At 34.1% G+C, this 24,575-nt stretch carries 14 protein-coding genes; 4 read left to right on the top strand and 10 right to left on the bottom strand.

Annotation, left to right across the window (positions count from 1 at the left end; all coding sequences use genetic code 11):
- Position 1 precedes the first annotated feature (1 nt).
- The 8 genes from Q4500_RS10685 to tsaD all read right to left on the bottom strand — a co-directional run bounded on the left by Q4500_RS10685 (position 2) and on the right by tsaD (position 13,694).
- The gene (locus Q4500_RS10685) at positions 2-3,337 is read right to left on the bottom strand and encodes a VCBS repeat-containing protein (RefSeq protein WP_303599657.1); all 3,336 of its coding nucleotides are present in this window, start codon (positions 3,335-3,337) and stop codon (positions 2-4) included.
- Positions 3,338-3,694: 357 nt separating this feature from the next.
- On the bottom strand, positions 3,695-5,383 hold the full coding sequence (locus Q4500_RS10680) for a RagB/SusD family nutrient uptake outer membrane protein (protein ID WP_303599656.1): 1,689 nt from the start codon (positions 5,381-5,383) through the stop codon (positions 3,695-3,697).
- Positions 5,384-5,387: 4 nt separating this feature from the next.
- Positions 5,388-8,555: a TonB-dependent receptor gene (locus tag Q4500_RS10675; RefSeq protein ID WP_303599655.1), complete on the bottom strand. Its 3,168-nt coding sequence runs from the start codon at positions 8,553-8,555 to the stop codon at positions 5,388-5,390.
- 375 nt (positions 8,556-8,930) lie between these two features.
- The gene (locus tag Q4500_RS10670; protein ID WP_303599654.1) at positions 8,931-10,121 is read right to left on the bottom strand and encodes a class I SAM-dependent methyltransferase; all 1,191 of its coding nucleotides are present in this window, start codon (positions 10,119-10,121) and stop codon (positions 8,931-8,933) included.
- Positions 10,122-10,127: 6 nt separating this feature from the next.
- Positions 10,128-11,228: an AI-2E family transporter gene (locus tag Q4500_RS10665; protein WP_303599653.1), complete on the bottom strand. Its 1,101-nt coding sequence runs from the start codon at positions 11,226-11,228 to the stop codon at positions 10,128-10,130.
- Between the two features lie 3 nt (positions 11,229-11,231).
- Complete coding sequence (locus Q4500_RS10660) at positions 11,232-11,882, bottom strand: DUF4159 domain-containing protein (protein ID WP_303599652.1); 651 nt, start codon at positions 11,880-11,882, stop codon at positions 11,232-11,234.
- A 58-nt stretch (positions 11,883-11,940) separates the two neighbouring features.
- Positions 11,941-12,648 (bottom strand): 16S rRNA (uracil(1498)-N(3))-methyltransferase, encoded by a 708-nt coding sequence (locus Q4500_RS10655; RefSeq protein ID WP_303599651.1) that lies wholly within the window; start codon positions 12,646-12,648, stop codon positions 11,941-11,943.
- Positions 12,649-12,665: 17 nt separating this feature from the next.
- Positions 12,666-13,694, bottom strand: coding sequence for a tRNA (adenosine(37)-N6)-threonylcarbamoyltransferase complex transferase subunit TsaD (gene tsaD, locus Q4500_RS10650; protein WP_303599650.1), 1,029 nt, complete (start codon positions 13,692-13,694; stop codon positions 12,666-12,668).
- A 65-nt stretch (positions 13,695-13,759) separates the two neighbouring features.
- On the opposite strand from tsaD, the gene Q4500_RS10645 reads away from it, so the two are divergent.
- From Q4500_RS10645 to Q4500_RS10630, 4 genes are all read left to right on the top strand, one after another.
- Positions 13,760-18,208 carry a translocation/assembly module TamB domain-containing protein gene (locus Q4500_RS10645; protein ID WP_303599649.1) on the top strand — a complete coding sequence of 1,483 codons (4,449 nt, stop codon included), beginning with the start codon at positions 13,760-13,762 and terminating at the stop codon, positions 18,206-18,208.
- A gap of 162 nt (positions 18,209-18,370) precedes the next feature.
- Entirely contained in the window at positions 18,371-19,357 is a 987-nt protein-coding gene (gene pfkA / locus Q4500_RS10640) for a 6-phosphofructokinase (RefSeq protein WP_073246241.1), read from the top strand.
- A gap of 24 nt (positions 19,358-19,381) precedes the next feature.
- Complete coding sequence (gene gap / locus Q4500_RS10635; RefSeq protein ID WP_073246243.1) at positions 19,382-20,383, top strand: type I glyceraldehyde-3-phosphate dehydrogenase; 1,002 nt, start codon at positions 19,382-19,384, stop codon at positions 20,381-20,383.
- 87 nt (positions 20,384-20,470) lie between these two features.
- The gene (locus Q4500_RS10630; RefSeq protein WP_303599648.1) at positions 20,471-21,322 is read left to right on the top strand and encodes an N-acetylglucosamine kinase; all 852 of its coding nucleotides are present in this window, start codon (positions 20,471-20,473) and stop codon (positions 21,320-21,322) included.
- A gap of 4 nt (positions 21,323-21,326) precedes the next feature.
- Here the strand turns inward: Q4500_RS10630 and Q4500_RS10625 are convergent, their stop codons facing one another.
- Both Q4500_RS10625 and Q4500_RS10620 read right to left on the bottom strand, forming a co-directional pair.
- On the bottom strand, positions 21,327-21,707 hold the full coding sequence (locus Q4500_RS10625; RefSeq protein ID WP_303599647.1) for a RidA family protein: 381 nt from the start codon (positions 21,705-21,707) through the stop codon (positions 21,327-21,329).
- A 19-nt stretch (positions 21,708-21,726) separates the two neighbouring features.
- Positions 21,727-24,480 (bottom strand): putative LPS assembly protein LptD, encoded by a 2,754-nt coding sequence (locus Q4500_RS10620; protein WP_303599646.1) that lies wholly within the window; start codon positions 24,478-24,480, stop codon positions 21,727-21,729.
- Between the last annotated feature and the right edge of the window lie 95 nt (positions 24,481-24,575).

Genomic DNA, 24,575 nt, shown 5'->3' with positions numbered 1-24,575 from the left:
ATTAATTCCTCTGAAATACCCTTACAGAATCTCTGTTTTGAGTAACAATGAAGTATGGTCGGTCTTCTAGATTACTATTTACCTTTATGATGTTTTTGGCATCACCTGGTACTAGAAATCCGCTTTTAGATGTCTCAATAGGTTTGAAATTACCTTTACCATTATGCTGTAATAATAAACCATTGAAGGCGTCATATCGTCCAATGAAGACTTCATTTCCAAAATCATTACCTACTAACAATATATCTTCATTGCCGTCATTATTATAATCTAATGTTGCAATTCCGTTAATTGGAGCAACTTGTGCTTCTATTGGTAATGCATTGTATTTAAATGTACCATTGCCCATGTTCTCCAAAACTATGCTCTTATCGAAATTGCCAATTAGTTTTGTTGATCCTTGTAATTCCTCATCGGTAAATAAACTTGAGATGGTTGCTTTAGAGTATTCTTTAAAAGTGCTGAATTTACCTCTAAATAGGGGGCTTTGGCCATTTAAATCTCCCCAAAAATTTACAGGAAATGATTTGTATGTAGGATTATCAAAGCTCTCTTTAAAATAAGCAAACATAACAGGGTCAATAGTACCATTGTTATCAAAATCTTTCGCGATTACTGTAACTGGTCTTTCTGATGATGGTTGATAGTAGTTGTTCATACCCAAGTTGCCTACTATGAAATCAATATCCCCATCATTGTCGATATCAGTTTTTACAATACTTTCCCACCAACCAGAAAGTTCTTCAACTCCTGTTTTTTCTAATTTATTGAAACTAGTTCTATTATTTTTGAAAATAGTGATAGGCATAAATTCACCGACAATAATCAAGTCATCATTTCCGTCTAAATCAATATCTGCCCAAACTGCATCGGTAACCATACCTAGGTTTCTTAATTCTGGAGCAAGACTATCTGTCACATCTTTTAATATGCCGTTTTCGTTTTTTAGTAAGAAGCTTTTTTCAGCAGTGGGATATTTTGAATAAGGTGTTCTGCCACCAACGAAGAGGTCGACGAAACCGTCTTTGTCAAAATCTGAGATGGTAACGACTGAGCCGCTTGCATTTACTTGTGGCATTTTATTGGTTGAAACACTGAAGTTACCCTTGCCATCATTTACTAATAATCGATCGGTATAGTTTATAGTTTCTAAGTTGAATTCATTACTGCCTGAAACTAGGTACATATCTAAATCGCCATCATTTTCTAAATCAAATAAAGCAATACTTTCCTCTTCATAGATTTTGTTTTCTTCATCACTAAATAATGTCTGTTGTATGAAGCTGCCTTCTTTGTCTTGAAAAAATAATTGTGGAGACATACCTGAAGAGCTACCAATAATAAAATCTTCTATACCATCGCCGTTAAGATCTCCTGTAGCTATGACAGGACCATTTTGAGTTAGTTTGTGTGGTATAGTTCGTTGAATATTAGAATCTACAATATCTTTTTCTTTATGTAAATAGTTGATGCCAATAGCATTAGAAACTTCTTTGAAGATTGGGTCTACTTTTTTTGCAACAAATGGAAAATTTAAATCTTCTGAAAATATCGAAATTGCATCCTCGTATTTTATGATTAACCTTTGGTTAACTTCAACGTTCTCTATTTTTTGAAACTTGTTATCTGCCCAAAGTACTTCAATAGATGCTACTTGTTTTTTATTGCCTAGTCCAAAATGAGCAATGTCTTCCACGGTAGACATATAGCCTCTATACGTATGGTGTTCTTGGTATTGAAAAGTACCGTCTTTAAATTTTAATGCAATTTTGGCTCCTGTCTTTAGCGATTTTGAAGAAGTATCTAATAACTCTATACTTAGGTAATTATGTAGTCCATCTTTTTTATCCGTATTGTTTTGAAAAATAAGAGCTTCGTCGTTTATGTTATTTACGATATAATCTAAATCGCCATCGTTATCTAGATCTGCAAATGCTGCTCCATTGGAGAAGGAGGGAATGCCTATTCCCCAATTTTCACTAACATCTGTAAACTGGTTGTTTTTGTTATTCTTATAGGCGTAGTTAGGAATCTTTATTTTAGGAATAGAGTCTAAAATTTGTGCGGGACTTAGATATCTACTTACGTTAAATTTGAAATCACCAAAATCTAAGTCTGTAATGTCTCTTGGAAATCCATTTGTAATTAATATATCTTGATAACCATCGTTATCCATATCAGCAAATAGGGGAGACCAGCTCCAGTCTGTTTTTGATACGCCTGCCATTAAACCAATTTCACTAAACGGTACATTGTTTCCATTACCTTTCTGCAGCATGTTTCTGGTATGCTGATATTCATAATCAAAACGGTCATTTAATATATACTCGGTGTATTTGTTTCCGGGTAAAGTTGTTTTCAACCGTTCGTTGGTTTCACCTAGCATGTCTAATGTGATGATATCTAGGTAACCATCATTATTAAAATCAGATATGTCGTTACCCATAGAGAACTTACTTTGGTGTTTTATGTTCTCTTTTATTTTATTGGAAAATGTGCCATCTTGATTGTTTATGTACAAAATGTCATTAGATAGATAATCATTACTTACATAGATATCTTGCCATCCATCGTAATTTAAATCTGCAATTGAAAGCCCTAAACCATAACCTTCTATAGTTATGCCAGCTTCTATAGTAACATCTGTAAAAGTACCATCGCCATTGTTTTTGTATAATTTATCATTACTTAATGCAGAGCCATCAGTAATTTTTTTTCTAAAATTAGATGGTAAAACATGAATATCAACATTGTTTAAAACGTATAAATCTAAAAGTCCGTCTTTATTGTAGTCAAAGAAGGAAGCTCCCATACTATTACCTGATTCTTCAACTCCAAATTCTGAAGCTTTATCTGTAAAAGTGGGTATGTTGTCTTTATTTAAACCTTTATTTATGTAAAGAATGTTCTTCTTTTCTTCAGCGCTGTCTAACATCGCAGAACATATATATATATCTAAAAAACCATCGTTATTAATATCTGCTAGAGCCACACCGGTATTCCATTTGTTTAGTGCTTCTATACCAGATTCTTTAGAGACATCTTTAAACTTGAAATTCCCCTGATTCAAGTATAACTTATTAGTTACTTGATTTCCGCTAAAAAATATATCGGGCATATTGTCATTGTTGAAATCTCCAATTGCAACACCACCACCATTAAATATGTATTCACTGGTTAAAATGTTGAAGCTATCGGTTTCAACAATTTTGTTGTTGAATGAGATTCCAGATTCTGAAGAAGGTATGACTTTAAATAGGGTAGTAGATTTTTTTTGATTGCATGAAAAAATGCTGATAATAAGTATAGTTATACCTATAGCCGAAAGGATTCGCATAGTTGTGAATTTAGTGCTATTTAATCGTGAAGAAGTATTCAATATATAGAGTGTTTATTGTAAAGAAAATAATGTGATAAAATATCTTTGGTTTGCAGATGGTCATCTACAGTTTTACAGTACCAAAATAGTGTTTTTGTACTGAATATCACAGGTAGCTGTGTTCTTACTTAAAGATTTAACTTGTTTATTTTTTATAAAAATGTTTCAGTTTAGCTAGTATTATGTGCGGTTATAATTTAATATAGAGTTATTTGACTACTATAGAAATTGAGTTTCTGCTTATTTGAGTTTTGTTCAAAAAAAAGCAGGACATCAATTTGATGTCCTGCTTATTACAAATTTCATAACTAATTATTAATAGCCAGGGTTTTGCTCTAGAATTCCACCACTTAAATCGATAGCAGATAAAGGAATAGGCAATACATCATGTTTTGCTTCAACTGTTTTAGCTTTAGTACCATAGTTTGGTATTGTACGGCTTTCATTTATAACGTACTCGTTCATTACACTTTCGGTATTACCCCATCTTCTTAAATCGAATAAACGGTGACCTTCCATACTAAGCTCTAAACGACGCTCATGACGAACAGCCTTTCTAGCGAAATCTTGACTAGCAAAAGATGTATATGGCTCTATCTCATAGTTAGCGGCATCAGTATCACCAGCTTCATTTTGAATGTAGGTCATGTTCTTAGCTCTGTTACGAACTAAGTTTGTCCATGTTAATGCAGAAGCTAAATCATTAGTTTCGGCAGCAGCTTCAGCTCCCATTAATAAAACATCAGCATAACGTATTATGTGATAGTTGATACCTGCGTGTTGTTGTCCCCATGCACCTGAACCTTGATTGTCGGTATCGCCAGATTGGTAAACATTTTTAGCAGGTAAATAAGGACCTGAAATATCAGAGAAAGTTGCACGAATCCAAGAATGACCAGGGAAAGTACCATAACGGTTATAATCAATACCTCTTCTACCTACTGTATAATCTAATCTAGGATCTAAAGGACCTGCATGGGGTGTGAACGCATCAGCATCTTCTAAACCGTAATCATTAGCAACATCAGTATCATTAAAGGTGTCCAATAAAGGAAGACCTGAACCATCTGTTTGAAAAGCATTAACTAAATCTTGAGAAGGTTGGTAAAAACCACAACAAGATCCAAATGGTCCTGGATTAGGGAAATTCAATACCCCTCCAATATTTCCGTTCAAAGACTGACCGTCATCGGCAGTAAATTGAATTGCAAAAATAGCTTCAGAACTGTTTTCTCCAGCGCTTTCAAAATTTGCAACAAATTCAGGATTTAATGAATAAGGACCATCGTTGATTACTTCTTCGAATAAATCGAAAGCTGCTGCCCATTCAGATTGTTGTAAGTGAACTTTTCCTAAATAAGCTTTAGCAGCCCAAGAGTTTGGTCTACCTGTTTGCGCTTGTGACGCAGGAAGGTTGTCAATTGCAAACTGTAAATCAGCTTCAATTTGGTCCCAGATAGGACCAGGATTTGGCTGATTAAATTCTGTGTTTGCATAATTCTCTTCTGAAATGTAAGGTACGTTTCCGTAAATTCTCTGCAATTCAAAATTGAAATGACCACGTAAAAAACGAGCTTCAGCAAGTTTTCCAGTTAAGTCGGCATCCTCTATAGTCGCAATTAAAGCGATAACTGCATTTGAACGGTTTATACCTGCAAAAATAGAAGACCATTTTCCAAGAACGTAAGGGTTACCAGTTGTCCAGTTGTAAATTTCCATTTCAAATAGGTCAGCTTGATCACCATCAGTACTTCCTTTATGGGCATCATCTGCCATAACATCGAACCACCAGTTGTCTCCACTTGCAGCAAATCCGTTACCAGATAAGTTGTTACGTATTCCGTCTAAAGTTGAATATGCGCCTACTAGTAATAATTCTACACCTGCTTCATTTTGTACAGCGGCATCACTAAGAGCCCCTACAGCGGGTTGCTCTGTAAAATCATCGCTACATGCACTTATAGCAACAAATAATATGAGTAAATAAATTAAATTCTTTTTCATTTTTTTACAATTTTAAATTAAATCCAAGTGTAAATATTCTAGATTGAGGAACAACCTGGCTGTCTACACCTAATGTTAAGTTATTACCAGTTACTGAAGAAATGATTTCTGGATCAAAACCTTCATATCCTGTAATAGTAAGTAAATTTGTCCCTTGAAGATAAACTCTAAAAGAGTCTAATCCGATTCTATCAGTTACCTTATCAGAAAAAGCATAACCTAATTGAATGTTTTTAAGACGTAAGTAAGAACCATCTTCTACGAAGTAAGAGTTTGGTTGTGTTTCACTATTCTGAATTGAGTTGCTTAAAGCAGGCAATGTTGCGTTAGTGTTTGTTGGTGTCCAAGAATCTAATACTCTTACACTTCTGTTACCGTTAACAAAAGTTGGAAAATCGGTAAATATCTTTTGGTAATTGTAAATGTCATTTCCTTGAGAACCTTGTAAGAATAAAGACAAATCAAAAGACTGGTATCCTATGTTAAAGTTTGCACCATAAGTGAAATCTGGGTGAGGAGAGCCAATAAAGGTTCTGTCATCATCGTCAATTACTGTGTCACCGTTTACATCTCTGTATTCGAATCTACCTTCATCAGTAAAACCGATTACTTCTCTACCAAAGAAAGAAGAAATAGGCTGACCAACCTGTGTTCTAGATACAGCACCACCACGGAAACCATCATTACCAGTTTGGAACTCACTAATCCAATCAGTTACTTCATTTTTGTAGTGAGAGAAGTTAATGTCAAAACCATATTTTAATCCAGCAGTAGTTTCGTCTTTATAACGAAGGTTAATGTCAAAACCTGTGTTTGTAACATTACCTGCATTAACGTAAGGCGCACTAGCATCAATAGCTGTAGTACTTATTAAGCTGTTATCTTGTGTAATTAAATCTTTTGTTTTGATGTTAAACCATTCAAAATCTAAATTTAATTTATCATTGAAAAAACCTAATTCAATACCAGCGTTGATAGCCTCACTAGTTTCCCATTTTAAATTTGGGTTACCAACTGAGGATAATATAGCACCTGTAGTTATTGAGTTACCATCAAGAGCGTAATTGGCTTGAGCTTCGTTTAAGGATGAAATATTTATAGTAGGGTTACTAGCAGGCAACGACTGGTTACCTAATTGCCCCCATGAACCCTTTAACTTAAACCAGCTTAAAGCTCCGTCAGAAGAAATAAAATCTTCTTTACTTACTACCCAACCTGCACTAAGTGAAGGGAATGTAGCACTTTTATTATCTCCTGTAAAACGAGAAGAGGTATCATTACGTAAGGTCCCAGTAACAAAATATTTGTCACCATAAGAATACGTAGCTGAACCAAATAAAGAATAAAGTGATGTTGTAGCGTCGAATGCGTTATTTACGAATGGAACACCACTACCGTTATTTAATAAGTAAAAATCTGGAGTTTCGAATAAGAAACCGGTACGGCTAACTGTTTTTCCTTTTATACCATCTTTTACTGATTCAATACCTGCTAAAGCATCAATTTTACTATTATTGAACGTTTTTTTATAATTCAACGTATTCGTAAATGTCCAAGAATAACCATCTTGATTTGTTTCAGTAAGTGCATTTGTTCCTAAAGGCTCACTATGCTCAGGATCTAATTTTAAAAAACTACGTGTGTTGAATGAGTTTATGGTTCCACCAAAAGTTGTTTTGAAGGTAAGGTTGTTTAAAATTTCGGCAGACATATATACATCTCCCAAAATTCTTACCGTCTTATTAAAGTTATCACTTTGTCTAATTAAATTAGCCAAAGGACTTCTAGAGTTACCTGTTCCTTGTGCTCCAGTACCAGCAAATCTTCCTGCATCATCGTATAAAGGAATTAACGGGCTACTTCTTACTGCTTCTTCGTATTGAGCACCGCCGCCACCTTTAGAATTTGAATAAGCTGTACTAAAGTGTTCTCCAATACGTACTTTATCTCCAATTTTAAATTCAGAGTTTAAACGAATTTGTCCGATTTTATAATCTGTTTCTAAAAGGTTACCGGGGTTATTCAAGTAGTTGGCAGAAAGACTGTATTTACTGTTTTCTTCACCATTTGCTACTGAGAATGCAATACTTTGTATAATAGCAGTTCTAGTAATTGCATCAATCCAATCTGTGCCATTAGGGTTAACAGTTGCAGAAGCAGGACCTCTAGTAATAGGGTCATAAGAAACTACTCTTGTGTAACCGTTTAAAGCAGAAGGAACAACAGCAGATGATCCATTACCATATTGTGGATGATCAAAAGCTGTACCGTCGTTAGCAGAACTTTGAAATAACACATCTCCTAATTGTTGTGCGTTTAAAAACTCTGGCGTGTTAGCTAAAGTAGAAACACCTGTATATGTGTCAATTGATACAACAGGTTTATCCATATTGTAACCGCCACCTTTAGTTGTGATAATTACTACCCCGTTAGATGCCCTTGCACCATATATAGCTGCAGCACCATCTTTTAAAACGTTCATTTGATCAATGTCGTTCGGGTTAATACTATTCAAAACAAATGGGTCATCTGTTTGTAGACCATCTATAATAAACAGTGGGTTGGTGTTGTTACTAGTACCAAAACCACGAATGTTTATTTTTGGAGGGCTACCTGGTGTTGCATTTTGTACTACAGTAACACCACTTACACGACCTTGTAATGCTGAAGCAGCATTTACAACTGGTGCTTTTGTTGCTTCAGATACATCTACAGAGGCTACTGAACCAGTTAAATCACCTCTTGTTTGGGTAGAATACCCTAATACAATAACTTCATCGAGAGCCGCGGCATCTTCAGCTAAAGTTGCGTTAACGCTTGATTGACCGTTTACGGCAATTTGTGTGCTTTTAAATCCTATATAGCTAAATACTAATGTAGCACCATCAGATACATTTAAGCTATAGTTACCATCGAAATCTGTTTGTGTACCATTAGTAGTACCTTTCTCTACGACATTAGCACCAGGTAGTGGTTGGCCAGTGTCATCAAGAACGGTTCCTGTAATGGTAGATTGAAGTGTTTTTACTTCAACTTCGTTTGAAGTACTTGTGTTTTCATTTGCCTGGGCCAATTGGGCACTTAAGCAAACAAGCATTGATAAAACTCCAGTCTTAATAAAGGAAGACCTTTTTTGGGATTTCATCAACGTGTAATCACGTTTTTGATTCATAATCGTTGTTGTTTGTTAGTTTAAATTAAATGTGTAGAAATTGATTTTTTAATATTATTAGTTGCAGTGTCTAAATGTTAAAAAAATCAAAATCTGGTATAATAATAGCACTTTTCCTTCAATTACCGATATTTCATTAATAGTTTTTTACGAGCATGATAATATCATTTTCGACTATTGTTATTGTAATAATCTGTATTAATAGGTGTAATTATTGGGATATCAGTAATATAGCTCTTGCTTAATTAGGAATTTAACACGTTAAAATTTTAACATTTTTACGGTGTTATGTAGAGAAAAATTACGTTAAATGGTAATCTATATCGTTGTAGTTATCTGATTTTTAAATTATGGAATTCTCAATTTAAGCGTCTATTATTGGTCGTAGAAAATTTGAAAACTAGAGATAATAATCAACTTTTCGTTTAAATCTGTAGTACAAAAAAGATAGTTTTTGCCTCCATCTTTAATACTTAGTTTTTTTCTGATTTTTTCAACGGAATCTGGGAAATTTCTGGTAGTAATGTTAGCTTTTGAAATACCTGATTTTTTAAATATTTTATTAGAATAATCATAGATATTTTGAACTTTAAATATGCGCCCCGGAAATGGTATTAATTCTTTAGAGGTGTAAAGATGTGAATTTGGGTGTATTTTAAATAATTTGTAATGTTGTGCTAAAACTTTAAAAGCTCCAGATTTTAAAATTGATGCATTTGGTTCATATATATAGGTAAGTGGACCTGAATATAATATAAGTGCGTTTTCTTCATCACTTAATTGAAAATAAAATTTTTGTGTAGTATACGCCTTAACATTAACTGTTTTTATCAATGGTTCATCTTTATAGCCTTTCTCTATTGACCAAAGAATTTCTTTTACTTCATTATTAATTGCTACAATATGTATTTCTTTTACATGCAACAATTCTTTTAATCCACTTTTAAGGTCTAATAATGGTCCGGTTTTAATTAGTAGGTTTGATGTCTTTGATAGTAAAAGGTTGATGTTGCTAACAACATTTGGTTCGCAGTCAGATAAGTAATAGACTTTTTTGTTATCCTTATCTCTTCTTGAAGGGTCAATGTATATCCAATCAAAAGGGCTATTGGTCTTTCTAAGGAATTCTAATCCGTCAACTGCAATACATTCTATATTGACAGCATTGAGTTGTTTAAAATTATGATGTGCAATTTTTGATAACTCCTCATTTTTATCCAAATGAATAACATGGTTCATTTTTTTACTAAAAGCAAGAGAATCAACACCGAATCCAGCGGTTAGATCAACGATTGTATTGCCGTTAACTAAGGTAGATTTGTAGTCTGCCGTGGTCTCTGAAGATGTTTGCGAAAGATTTAATTTGTTGGGGTAGTATATGTGATCTGTTGCAAACCAAGTAGGTAATTTTGATTTTGCTTTTAATTTCGATTCTATTTGCTCAACTAGTTCTCTCGAAGAAACCTCGGGAAATTTTGATTTAGATAAAAGGATTTTATGAATATCAGTGTTTAAATTTTCATTGATAAACTCTTGTACATCACTTGCTAATATTTTAGAATTCACGAATGCCTAGAGATTATGGGTCAAAGATTTCACAATTTGATTGTCAGATAGAAACTCCTTCAGAATAACCTTAATAGCGGTATACCCAGGTACAGCAACAATCATACCTACGGTACCAAATAACAATCCAGCAATAATAATCACTAAGAAAATTTCTAAGGGATGAGATTTTACACTATTTGAAAATATAAAAGGTTGAGAGAAAAAGTTGTCTACCAGTTGACCAATTAATAAACCTATAAATACATATCCTGTTTTTGGTAAAATTACTTCGCTAAAATCAGAGCCTAAGTTACTGGTCATAGTCAGTGTCAACATAATTACACCACCAATGATGGGTCCTATATATGGTATAATGTTGAATAAGGCGCAGAGAAATGCTATCACTACAGCATTTTCAATACCTACTATCAGTAAAACTATAGTGTAAATGACGAATAGAATGAATATTTGAAGTAGAAGACCAACAAAGTATCTTGATAATAGTCCATTGATTTTGCCAATTGAATTTGTGGTGCCTTTCTTTTTGTCTACTGGTATAAATATCAATAAACCATGCTCGAACAATTTACTATCCTTTAAAAAGAAAAAAGATATAAAAAGGACGGAAAACAAACCAATGCTAGCCGTGCTTAAAACATTTAAAAACGAATTTAAAAAGTTAGGTATAAAGCCAATATCTAGACCTTGTAAAATATTTTTTTCTAAACCTGCATCATCAATGACGTTTTCAACTAAATGAGAAGAGAGCCCTAAATGATTAGTAATTTGATGATATAACGTATTTAAGCTTTTCTGTAACTCATTGATATCAAGAAGCGACAAATTTTTACCTTGCTCTGATAATAAAGGAATAAATAACGCTATTACACTAACTAATAGACCCACCATAAAAAGCATGGTGATAATTACAGCAAGTATATTTGGTAATTTAAGCCGTAATCTAAAAAAACGAACTAAAGGACTACCAATTAATGCGGTGACCGCTGCAATTGCTAAATAGGCTATAACAGATTGTATGGTGTATAAAAAATAGAGTAAAAGTGCTATGCCGACCAAAACGCCTATAGCTCTTAATATACCTTTTGAGATGGTTTTTGAGTTCATTGATTAATTTTTAAAAACGTAAGTTATAATATTTGCACCCATTTGTAGTGCTTTTTCTCTAACCTCTGCTGTGTCGTTATGTACGGTAGGGTCTTCCCAGCCATCACCTAAATCTGATTCTGAGGTAAATAGTAAGACTATTCTATTGTTGTGTGATATGGCAAATGCTTTTGGGCGCTGCCCATCGTGTTCATGAATTTTTGGCAACCCTTTTGGAAAACTATAGGTGTTTTTGAATATCTGATGTTCAGCACCTAGTTCTTCTAATTCTGTATTAGGAAAAAGCCTTTTTAATTCTCTGGTGATATAGGGCTTCATGCCATAATTGTCATCAATATGTAAAAAGCCACCAGATAAAAGATAGGTTCTTAAGTTTTCTAGGTCTTCATCAGAAAATACCACGTTGCCATGCCCTGTCATATGTAAGAAGGGATATTGAAAAATAGCGCTGCTACCAACTTCTACAGTTTCTGGCTTATTTTTTAAAGTTGTGTCAATATTATTATTGCAGAATTTAACTAAATTTGGTAATGCTGTTGGGTTGGCATACCAGTCGCCACCACCTTGATATTTTAAAATGGCTATTTCTTGGGCGTTTATAGACCAGCCAAAAAACAATATGAAAAACTTAAAGGCAAGAATGGTTTTTCTCATATTCAAATCTACAAAAATAGGTTGTGATAAATTGAAACTGTGCTTTTTAGCGATTCAATTATCCGTTATTTATCGACGCAATAATAGTGCAGGCAACAATTGCCGCTGTTTCTGTTCTTAATCTTGTTTTGCCCATAGCAACAGGGGCATAGCCTTTTTGCATGGCATTTTTAATTTCTTCCGGAGAAAAATCACCTTCAGGACCAATTAATATGGTTACATCTTTATCTGCCGCAACTCTTCTTTTTAGTTCATGGCGCTCTGTGTCTTCACAATGCGCAATAAATTGAAGTTCAGATACAGGTTTCTCTAAAAACTCAGAGATATTAATAGGTTCATTTAATTTTGGTAAATATGTTTGTAGCGATTGCTTCATGGCAGACTCTAGCACGCGTTGCATACGCTCAAGTTTTAATACTTTACGTTCTGATCTTTCACATATTATAGGTGTTATTTCATCTACCCCTATTTCAGTAGCTTTTTCTAAAAACCACTCAAAACGATCATTCATTTTTGTTGGTGCTACTGCTATATGTAACCAATGAGATTTTGGATGCGATTTTTTGGAGGATATAAGCTCAACCTCGCATTTTTTAATATTGTCGTTACTTATTTTAGCCTCAAATAAGTAACCGTTGCCATTGGTAATCCATAATTCATCACCGTTTTTCTTTCTTAAAACCTTAACTATATGCTTGCTTTCATTGCTATCGAAAGTGAAAGTAGTGTCAGTATCTTTAATATCAGGATTGTAAAATAATTGCATTTGGTTTATTTTATTAACTATGATATAACGTACCTAGCTTTAGCCGTGACATCTTGTTGAGAGAATTGTTCGTTTTTGTATTTCTGATATCCTACAATACCAATCATAGCAGCATTATCTGTACAATATTCAAATTTGGGTATATAGGTTTTCCACTGGTATTTTGTCTGGGCTTCTGTCAAAACTTTTCGAATACCCGAGTTTGCAGACACGCCGCCACCAATAGCAATTTCTTTTATGCCAGTTTGCTTGACTGCCTTTTTCAGTTTTTTCATCAGTATAGTGATAATGGTATACTGTATTGATGCGCAGATATCTTCTAGATTATTCTTGATAAAATCAGGATTCTCTTTCGTTTTTCGCTGAATGAAATAGAGTATGTTCGTTTTTAATCCGCTGAAACTAAAATCTAAATCTTTTACGTTCGGTATGGTAAATTCAAATTTATGAGGATCACCTGTTGCTGCATATTTGTCAATTAAAGGTCCGCCAGGGTAGGGTAGACCTAAAATTTTTGCACTCTTGTCAAATGCTTCCCCAACGGCATCATCTAAAGTTTGCCCAATAATCTTCATGTCAAAGTAATCATTCACTTGAACAATCTGTGTATGACCTCCACTTATAGTTAAAGCTAAAAACGGAAATGACGGTGCGTTCATAGTTTCGTCATCTATAAAATGAGCTAAAATATGGGCTTTCATGTGGTTAACTTCAATAAGCGGTATCTGTAAACCTAATGATAAAGATTTTGCAAACGATGTGCCTACAAGTAAAGAACCCATTAGTCCAGGTCCGCGTGTAAATGCTATGGCTGATAATTGTTTTTTATCGATATTTGCTTTGGCTATGGCTTGATGAACAACCGGCACTATGTTTTGTTGATGTGCTCTTGATGCAAGTTCTGGTACAACCCCTCCATATTCTTTATGAATAGCCTGGGTGGCGACAACATTACTGAGCACTTTATCGTTCATTAAAACTGCCGCAGAAGTGTCATCACAAGAAGATTCTATAGCAAGTATATAAATTGTATCGTGTTCCGACATATTTGGAATAAAATTTAAATAACAAAGGTAAAACATAAAGACCTATCAAAAAACTGAGAAAAATATTGGTTCGAACATTATTGGTGCTTTTGCTGATATGTGTTTTGGGTACTATCATTTTTTCATTGCCAGTGGTACAGACCTTACTGGCACAGTTTGCTACGAAAAAAATTAACAATCAATACGGTACACATATTAATATTGAGCGCTTAAAGGTTTCGTTAATTTCTTGGAATACCGGTTTAGAAGGTGTCTTTATCGAAGACTACAAACAAGATACTTTATTCTATGTCAATGAGCTTAAAACATCCATTTTAAGTATCAATAATTTGGTACAGGGTAACTTAGAATTTGGTGATATTTCGGTTGATAAATTAAACTTTAAGCTAAAGACGTATTTCGGAGAAACAAATACCAATCTAGAGGTTTTTGTAGATAAGCTTGATGATGGCAAACCTCGGGCGTCAGGTACACCGCCCTTTAGGCTTTCTTCATCGTATGTAGATATTGAAAATAGTAGGTTCAAGTATATTGATGAAAATTTAAATAACACTACTATTTTAAATTTTGATAGTCTTAATATTGGTGCAGCCGATTTTTTAATTCTTGGTCCAGAGGTTTCTACAGATATTCAAGAAATGTCTTTTTATAGCAATCGAGGATTAAAAGTAGAAAAATTGGCAACAAATTTTAAGTATACGAAGCAGCAAATGCGTTTCGATTCTTTGAAAATAAAAACACCGCTTTCTGCTTTAGATGGTAATCTCATATTTAATTATAATCGTGAAGATTTTAAAGATTTTTTAAATAAAGTAAATGTTGTTGCAGAATTTAAGGAGTCTTTAGTCGCTTTTGACGAGGTTAATTTACTGTATAATGAATTTGGGAAAGGAAAAGAAGTAACCTTCAATGCTAATGTTAACGGGGTTTTAAATGATTTAAATACAGATGATCTTTTCTTGTTTTCTGATGACACTGGCATACGTGGTGATTTTAATTTCAAGAACTTATTTAGCAAACAAAAACCCTTCAGTTTAAATGCTGAAATGAAAAATGTTACCAGTAGTTACTATCAATTAAATGCTTTGTTGCCTAATTTAATTGGTAAATCTTTGCCGTCTTCTTTCAGTAAATTGGGGCAATTTACTATTCGTGGTAATGCGTTTATCACTAATTCTTCGGTAGATGCGAAAGTGAACTTAAATACTGCTGTTGGTAGTAGTTATGCTGATATCGTTTTAAGTGATTTTAATAATATTGATAATGCAACCTACAAGGGTTTCATCTCTTTAATTGATTTTGATTTAGGTGATTTTACTGAGAATAAGAATCTTGGTAAAACAACCTTAGATTTTAATGTTGAGGGCAAGGGTTTTGTAAAAGAGAAACTGAATACAGAGGTTATAGGTCAAATTTATTCTATTGAATTTAATAACTATAATTATCAAGATTTAAGAGTTTCGGGTTTAATTAAAGATCAATTGTTCGATGGTTCTTTAATTAGTAACGACGAGAATTTTAAATTTAACTTTAAGGGTCTTGCGAATGTAGCCGAGACTAGAAATAATTTCAATTTTATCGCCGCTGTAGATTATGCCGATCTAAAGAAATTGAATATCATAAATGACAGCGTTTCTATTTTTAAAGGAAATGTTAGTATGGATATTACGGGTACCACCTTAGATAATATCATTGGTGATATAAACTTTACGCAAACGAGCTATCAAAATGTAAACGACACGTATTATTTCGAAGACTTTGCGGTGACCTCTAATTTTGGTGAAGATCGTGAACGTACAATTAATATAAACTCTCCAGATATTATTACCGGTTTTATGAAGGGTAATTTTAAAGTACGAGAATTGGGTAAACTTGTGCAGAACTCTTTGGGTAGTATTTATACAAACTATAGGCCTTTTCAAATTTCTGATGGTCAAAATCTTTCTTTCAATTTTAAAATTTATAATAAGATTGTAGATGTATTTTTTCCTGAAGTACGCTTCGATCCAAATACTTTTATAAAGGGTAATATTGTTGCAGATGAAGGTGATTTTAAGCTAAATTTTGAGTCACCTAGTATTGAGGCGTTTGGTACGGCTGCCGATAATATAGAAGTTAGAATTGATAATAAGAATCCGCTGTTTAACACTTTCGTTTCGGTAGGTGAGTTAGATACGCCGTATTATAATTTTAAAGACTTCAACCTAATTAATACCACATTAAAAGATACGCTATTCTTTAGGTCTGAATTTAAAGGAGGTAGTGATTTTGACGATTCTTATAACTTGAATTTCTACCACACGTTTAATAAAGACAATAAGTCTGTTATTGGTCTCAAAACGTCTGATGTCAATTTTAAAGGGAATAAATGGGTGTTGAACAAAGATGGTGACACCAAGAATAAAGTTATACTGAACAGGGCTTTAGATAGTATTACAATTCAAGAAATTGTAATGAATAACGAAGAAAAAGAGCAAATACGGCTAAAAGGACAGTTGGCAGATTCTACATATAAAGATCTTCAGCTTCAGTTCAAAATTGTATCCTTAGATAAAATAACACCGGTAATTGATAGCTTAAAACTGCAAGGGGAAGTCAATGGTACTTTAAACGTGCTTCAAAAAGATGGAATCTATCTACCATCATCGAATTTAAATATCGATCAATTCGGAATTAACAATATACCTTTAGGAGATTTAGCAATTAATATTATCGGGAATAAAGATTTATCTGAGTTTCAAGTTAACTCTCAATTGTCTGATAATAATGTCGAAAAATTCAGTGTAGTTGGTAGCATAGAAAATAAGGGCGAGATACCAAAAGCGAACCTAATTGCCAATTTCAATAACTTTGGTTTAGAACCATTTAGTCCGTTAGGCGAAGGGGTAATAGATAATATACGAGGTGATATTGATGGTAGGGTTAAGATAGAGGGTAATGTAGATAATCCGAGTTTTAATGGTCTGCTAACTTTAGATAATGCAGGTATTGCAGTGCCTTATTTAAATGTTGATTATGGTTTTGCTCCACGTTCAAGGGTAATTCTTAAAGATCAGACTTTTGATTTCGAAAATATAGCATTAGAAGACGTTGCAAAAGGCACACGAGCAAATTTAGATGGTACTATTACGCATAGTTTCTTTAAAGATTGGGTTTTAGACTTAAATGTGGATACCAAGAAAGACAAATTTTTAATTCTGAATACAGAGTTTAAGGAGGGGGAACTGTATTATGGTACAGGTTATTTAAATGGTACTGGTCGTATTTACGGACCTACAACTGCTTTGAATATTACTGTTGATGGGTCTACCGCAAAAGGTACTTCATTGAAAATACCTTTAAGTGATGTCGCTAGTGTTGGTGATTACTCCTTTATTAATTTTTTAGAAAAGAAGGATAAGCAAAGAATTGAAAGTCAACGTCAATTAAAAGATTATCAAGGTTTGGAGTTAGAGTTCAATCTAGATATTACACCCGATGCCGAGGTTGAAATTGTGACTGACACCAAAACAGGAAGTTCTTTAAAAGGTACTGGAGTTGGTATTATTTTAATACAGATCAATACCAATGGTAAGTTTGAAATGTATGGAGATTATGTTGTAGTTACAGGGGACTTTAATTATAAATTTGGAGGTATTATTGATAAAAAATTTAAGGTGAAACCCGGTGGAACTATTAATTGGGATCAAAAGCCATTAGAGGCTATTTTGAGTATGGAGGCGGTATATTCTCTAAACGCCAACCCAGCTCCATTACTTGAGGATGCCGGATTTACACGTAGAATACCAACAAATGTTATTATTAGTTTAACAGGGGAGTTAGAGAGCCCTGATATTGATTTTGGTATTGAATTTCCAGGTACGAGCTCTATTGTTAAGTCCGAGTTAGAATATACTTTGCAGGATCCAACGGTAGAAGAAAAGAATGCAATATTCTTATTGGCACAAGGTACTTTTGTAAATTCTCAAAGTGGTATTAATCAGCAAGCGATAACAGGTAATTTGGTACAAAGTGCATCAAGTATTTTAAACTCAATTTTAAGTGGAGGTAATGATAAGTTTAATTTAGGGCTTTCTTACGAACAAGGTATACTCGATCGATCTGCAGATATAGAAACCGATGATCGAATAGGGGTAACGGTATCTACACAAATATCAGATAGAATATTATTTAATGGAAAAGTAGGGGTACCGGTGGGTGCATCTAGTGAAACATTGGTGGCTGGTGATTTTGAAATACAGGTTTTGTTGAATGAAGAAGGTACGCTAAGTGCTAATTTTTTCAGTAGACAAAGTGAAATACAGGCTTATTTGTCAGATCAACAAGGTTCAACTCAAGGTGCAGGGATATCTTATGAAGTAGATTTTAATAATTTTAAAGAACTCTTTCAAAAAATATTGGCCACTAAGCCGGTTGAAAAGAGAGAACCTGTTGAAGAAATCGAAACCCCATCTTCTGTCATGGGTAATGATAGCTTAATCCGTTTTTACGACAAGCCCAAATCATTAAATTAATAGATAAATACTTATCTCTTTATGAATAAATAACAAATTTTAAGAATTTGAGTGTTAATCTGTTATAGCGAAATCCTTTTCGTTGATTTTTTCTTAAAATGCGACTCACTTTTATTCCAATTTCGACTAAGATTTCTTACTTTCGTTGGCTTAAATTTTTCAATGTCTTCAGAAATAAAAAAAATAGCAGTACTGACTTCAGGAGGTGATTCTCCAGGAATGAATGCTGCCATAAGATCAGTTGTTCGTACTTGTGCATACTTGAAGGTAGATTGTGTTGGAATCTATAGAGGGTATCAAGGTATGATAGAGGGCGATTTTAAACCTATGGACGCCCGTAGTGTAAATAATATTATTAATAAAGGTGGTACTATACTTAAGTCTGCTCGTTGCGATGACTTTAGAACTCCAGAAGGTAGAAAAACAGCGCATGAGGAGTTGCTAAAAGCGGGAATAGATGCATTTGTGGTAATTGGAGGTGATGGTAGTTTTACTGGTGCCATGATATTTAACAGAGAATACAATTTTCCTGTTATAGGTATTCCTGGTACTATTGATAACGATATTTTTGGAACTACATTTACCTTAGGTTTTGATACCGCTTTAAATACAGTAGTGGAATGTATCGATAAAATTAGAGATACGGCAAGTTCTCACAATAGGCTTTTCTTCGTAGAAGTTATGGGTAGAGATGTTGGGCATATTGCATTGAATGCAGGTGTTGGTGCAGGTGCTGAAGAAATTTTGATACCAGAAGAGAATTTAGGTTTAGATAGATTACTTGAATCTTTAAAAAGAAGTAAAGAATCGGGTAAATCTTCAAGTATCGTAATTGTTGCCGAAGGTGATAAATCTGGTAAAAACGTATTCGAGCTTAAGGAGTATGTTGAAGAGCATTTACCAATTTATGATGTGCGTGTATCTGTATTAGGGCATATGCAAAGAGGAGGGTCGCCGTCATGTTACGACCGTGTATTAGCAAGTAGAATGGGAGTAAAAGCTGTAGAAGCTTTGTTAGAAGGTAAAACCAACCTAATGGTAGGTATTCAAGATAACCAATTAACGTTGACCCCTATTAACAAGGCAATAAAAGGGCATACAAAAATTGATAAGGAACTTATTAGAGTTTCAGAAATAATGACTACATAATTATAAAAATTAAAAATAGAGAAAATGTCAAATTTGAAAATAGGAATTAACGGTTTTGGTAGAATAGGTAGATTGGTATTCAGAACTACAATTAAGCGTGGTGATGTAGATGTAGTTGCTATCAACGATTTATTAGATGTTGAGCACTTAGCTTATTTATTGAAATATGATTCAGTTCACGGTAAATTCGATGGTACTGTTGATGTAAAAGATGGTCACTTAATCGTAAACGGTAAAACTGTTCGTATTACTGCAGAAAGAGACCCTAAGAATTGTAAGTGGGATGAAGTAGGTGCTGCTACTGTTGCAGAATGTACTGGTATTTTTACAACTTTAGAGACTGCTCAATATCATATTGATGGTGGTGCTAAGAAAGTTGTTATATCTGCTCCTTCTAAAGATGCTCCAATGTTCGTAGTTGGTGTAAACCACAAAGATGTTAAAGCAACTGATACTATAGTTTCTAACGCATCTTGTACTACTAACTGTTTAGCACCTTTGGCTAAAGTTGTTAATGATAACTTCGGTATTGAAGAAGCATTGATGACTACGGTTCATGCAACTACTGCAACACAAATGACTGTTGATGGTCCTTCTAGAAAAGACTGGAGAGGCGGTAGAAGTGCAATGTTGAACATAATACCTGCTTCTACAGGTGCTGCGGTTGCAGTAACTAAAGTAATACCTGCATTGAAAGGAAAACTTACTGGTATGGCTTTTAGAGTACCAACTGCCGATGTTTCTGTGGTAGATTTGACTGTGAAAGTTAAAAAAGCAACTTCTTTAGAAGAGATTAAAAAAGCTTTTAAAGCAGCTTCAGAGGGTGAATTAAAAGGTGTATTAGGTTATACGGAAGAGAGCGTTGTTTCTCAAGATTTTATTGGTGATCCTAGAACTAGCATTTTTGATGCAGGTGCTTGTATCGAATTAAACTCTACTTTCTTTAAGTTAATTTCTTGGTATGATAATGAAGCTGGTTTCTCCAATAAAATGGTAGACTTAATGCAACACGTTAATACCTTATAACCATCATTTTAGTATAACAAAGATATATCCTGAAAATGAGGCAGTTTTTCCTTATTTTCAGGTTTATTTTTTAAAGACATTCGGTATATGATTTTAATAGTAGATAGTGGCGCAACCAAGTCAGATTGGATTGCATTAGATGAAAATGGCGAACAACTTTTTTTAACGCAGACTTTGGGGTTGAGTCCTGAGGTGTTGACAAAAGATGTTATTGAAGATCGCTTAGCGAATAATTTTGAGCTTTCTAAAAATAGAGAAAAGGTTTCACATCTTTATTTCTATGGTGCCGGTTGTGGTACCGATCGTATGAAGTTGTTCTTAAAGGCAATCTTTAAAGATTATTTTCCTAATGCAAAAGCCGATGTAAAAGAAGATACTTATGCTGCCATATTTGCTACAACAAAAGTTGGTCATCAAGGTATCGTTTGTATTTTAGGTACAGGTTCTAACTGTAGTTATTATGATGGTAATCAGTTATTTCAGAAAGTAACATCATTGGGGTACATACCTATGGATGATGGTAGTGGAAATTTCTTTGGTCGTAAACTTATTCGTGATTACTATTTTCATAAAATGCCGTCTGATTTAGCGCATAAATTTGCTGCTTCTCATGATTTAGATGCCGATGTAATAAAAGAGAACTTATACAAGCAGCCTAACCCAAATACGTACTTAGCGACCTTTGCTCGTTTTTTAATCGAGAACAAGGATCACCCGTATGCAAAAGGTGTTATAGATAAAGGCTTTCAGCAATTTATAAATAACTACGTAATGCAATTTGAATTGGCGACGAAGGTTCCAATCAATTTTGTAGGTAGTATTGCACATTATCTAAGAGATGAATTAACTTCTGTACTACTTAGAAATGATTTAATTGTTGGGGTAATTAGACAAAGACCTATTGAAGGTTTGGTTGATTTTCACCGATCTAATATGTAAGATTTTATTTTACGGCAATCATAGAGATTTCAACATTTACGTACTTAGGTAAATTTGCAACTTCTACGGTTTCTCTTGCTGGTGCAGTTTCTGCATTAAAATAAGAAGCATATACCTCGTTTACTTCAGTGAATTGTTTCATGTCGCTAAGAAAAATAGACGACTTCACAACATTTTCAAAGGTCATTTCAGCTTCAGTTAAAATGGCCTTTAAATTTTCCATAGACTGTTTTGTCTCTAGTTTTATATCTCCAGAAACTAATTCTCCGCTTTTAGGGTCTAAAGGAATTTGACCAGAAATATATAAAGTTCCATTACTTAAAGTTGCTTGATTGTATGGTCCTATAGGTGCAGGAGCATTTACTGTATTGATAATTTTTTTCATGTTAGATAAAATTTAGGTGTTAGTTTTGGCTTCTGTTTTCCCACTTAAGATCTTTAAGTATCGAAGAATCAATACCGATAAAGAAGTACCATCTTTTATAGGTTCCGAAAGGTGTCCAATTAAAACGCATGGTAAAACTCTTTAGATCTCTTTGAAAACGTAACTGTGTTAACGTGAATCCTTGATTTTTAAAATCGTAACCAGAAGACCCGCCAACAGACCACCTTGGTGAAAGTTCTATGTCGCCTGAAAACATTAACGAGTGACTGCTAAATTCACTTTGCCGTGCCGAATTAGTGTAATTTGCAGAATAAGCAAGTCTAAAATTCCAGGGTATTTTCGTGCCGAATATAGGATTTTCTACATCGTTGTTCTTGTCGTCTTTTCTAACAGGGTTAGAGTTGAAATCGTCGGCTCTTCCGAAAAGGTCATCGTTTCTACCGCCACTTTGGGCAACGTAGTCAAATAGATCTTCCTCTTCATCTTTGTCGTTGTTGTCTTTTTTGCCAAACATATCACTGCTTATGGAATAGGAGACATTGGCATTTGCACGTGTAAGCCTAAAAAGGCTTCCTCCATTATTTATATTCCATTCATTTATTCGTGTGCCATTATTGTCAATTGCATATGGGTCTAAGCCAGCTGAGAAATTTATAGACATTTTATTGTCAAGTATGTTGGTGCCTCCGTTAATACTTACCGGATTCAATTTAAGAGAGTCTGATTCAAAATTATATCCCGAAGAAATATTAAAATTGCTTAATAAAGATATTTTTTTAGGTTCTATTTTGGTAGAATCCTTATCTCTAACTTTTGCTTCTAAGGTATTTGCTAATGAAAAACTTAGGCTGTTGGACTTGCCTAATGAAGGCGCTCCGTTCAGGGTACCTTGAAAGCGACTATATTGAACTTCAACGCCATCTTCATCAAGATATTCATCATAAAACTGTTCAAAAGACGGTGCATAACCATAACTTAAAGATGGTCTTAAGGTATGTCTAATTGCCTGTATTTTTTTGTCTTCACCTAAATTAAAAGTGCCGTAAAGGGTTGTACCTACACTCGCACTAAAGTTGTAGGTGTTATAGCGATCAAAACCGCTTATTGTGTCTCTCACTACTGACCCTGTATCTGCATCAAAACGCTGATTGTAAGTTTCTAAAGACCAAACATCTTCGTAATTACCGCCAACACTAACGCTAAAAAACTTGGCAACCTTAAAATTTGTGGCAATAGGTATACTATGACTTGCTCCAACTCTCGCGTTATCAAACATCTTGGTTGTCAAGAAATCATCATCGTTAGTGGTTAGTCTATTTTGAGCGTTTACACTATATTGAAAATTGATATTATCGATTATTCCCTTTTTTATACCATCTCGTTTTACGAAAGGATAGATACGCTCTACACTTGCTTGAAATGTTGGTAGAGTCATGGTAATGTTATCTGTGTCAGATTCTGTTGCAGTTGCAGAAGTTAATTGCGAATGTGTAGCAGTTAAACTCATATTCACAGAAGGGTAATTAGGAAATGTTTTTGAATACGATACCGATGACGACAAGGTGTTATTCTGAGTGTTAGGTAAATTTCGTTGTTGTAAAGAATTTCGATAATACTCACTACTCCCTAAGTTTACAGACGCTGAAAACCGTGAATTCGGACTGGATTTTGTGTCCTGAGAGTGCGAAAATTGTATATTATAGTTTCTTGATAAGCTATAGTCACTAAAGCCTTTTTGACTTCTGACTTGGTTTTCGTATCGTAAGTTGAGATTGCCTCGGTATTTATATCGTTTCGTATAAATTGATGCGGTTCTAAAGGCATAACTACCATTTGTATAAAAATCTCCGGAAAGGGTCATATCTGCATAATCACCTAAAGGAACATAGTACCCCATATCCTGTAGAAAATATCCTGTATTTGGGTCATTACCAAAAGAGGGCATTAAAATACCTGCAGATCTACCTTGTGAAAGTGGAAAATACGCAAAAGGCATGGCAATAGGCGTTGGCACATCGGCAATATATAAATTACTGAAACCGGCAATCACCTTCTTTTTAGGTACAAATTTCGCCTTTCGAACTCGTATATAGTAGTCTGGGTTTATAGTATCTGTAGATGTAGTCAACTTTCCTTCACTTAAAAAATAGACCGAGTCGTTCTCTTTTTTGGTGATTTCAGCATAAACTTTCATAGCATCACTACCTAAAGCACCTGCTGCCGCTTGCTGTTCTGTTCTCGAATTCCAGATAAGTGCTTTTTGAGTATCAAAATTAAAGCGAATAGAATCTGGTATTACAATATTTGTACCTTGTTTGAAATAGGGTAGTTGTGTGTAATTGCCTAAAGAATCTACCATTCTGCCAGCATAAACTTCATTTTTTATATAATCCATTATAATAACACCTGCTTTTAGTTCGGTGTCTTGATAGTAGATTTCTGCTTCGTTATAGAGGTAAATTTTATTTTCTTTTTGACTTAACTTTACATAGTCTTTAGCCTTGTAGGTTATCTTATCTAAAAGTAAAGGTGGTTTTTGATTAAGAGAATCGGCAACTAAAGAATCATTGGCGATAGAGTCTATTATTGCGGTAGGCGGAAACAATGGCGCAATGATTGAATCTCTTTCTGCTTCGATATTAAGAGTCGTGATTTTACCTTCTTGACCAACAGCGTAAAAAGCATTGACAAAGACGAAGAATAGGAAAAGTAAGTAATGTTTGTTTGATTGCAAGGCTATATATCCTATTTTTGTAAAGGTTTGGCGGTCCAATGAGCCGTTATTTAAGATGTCAAACTTACATATATTTTTTAATCCCTATGTAGGGTCTTACAATAAATTTAACCATTATCAGGGCGATATAATCC

It is taken from the genome of Maribacter sp. 1_MG-2023, from assembly GCF_030547005.1.
GTDB lineage: Bacteria > Bacteroidota > Bacteroidia > Flavobacteriales > Flavobacteriaceae > Maribacter.
Note: the sequence above shows the minus strand (reverse complement) of the source record. Positions and strands in the feature narration are given on the sequence as shown.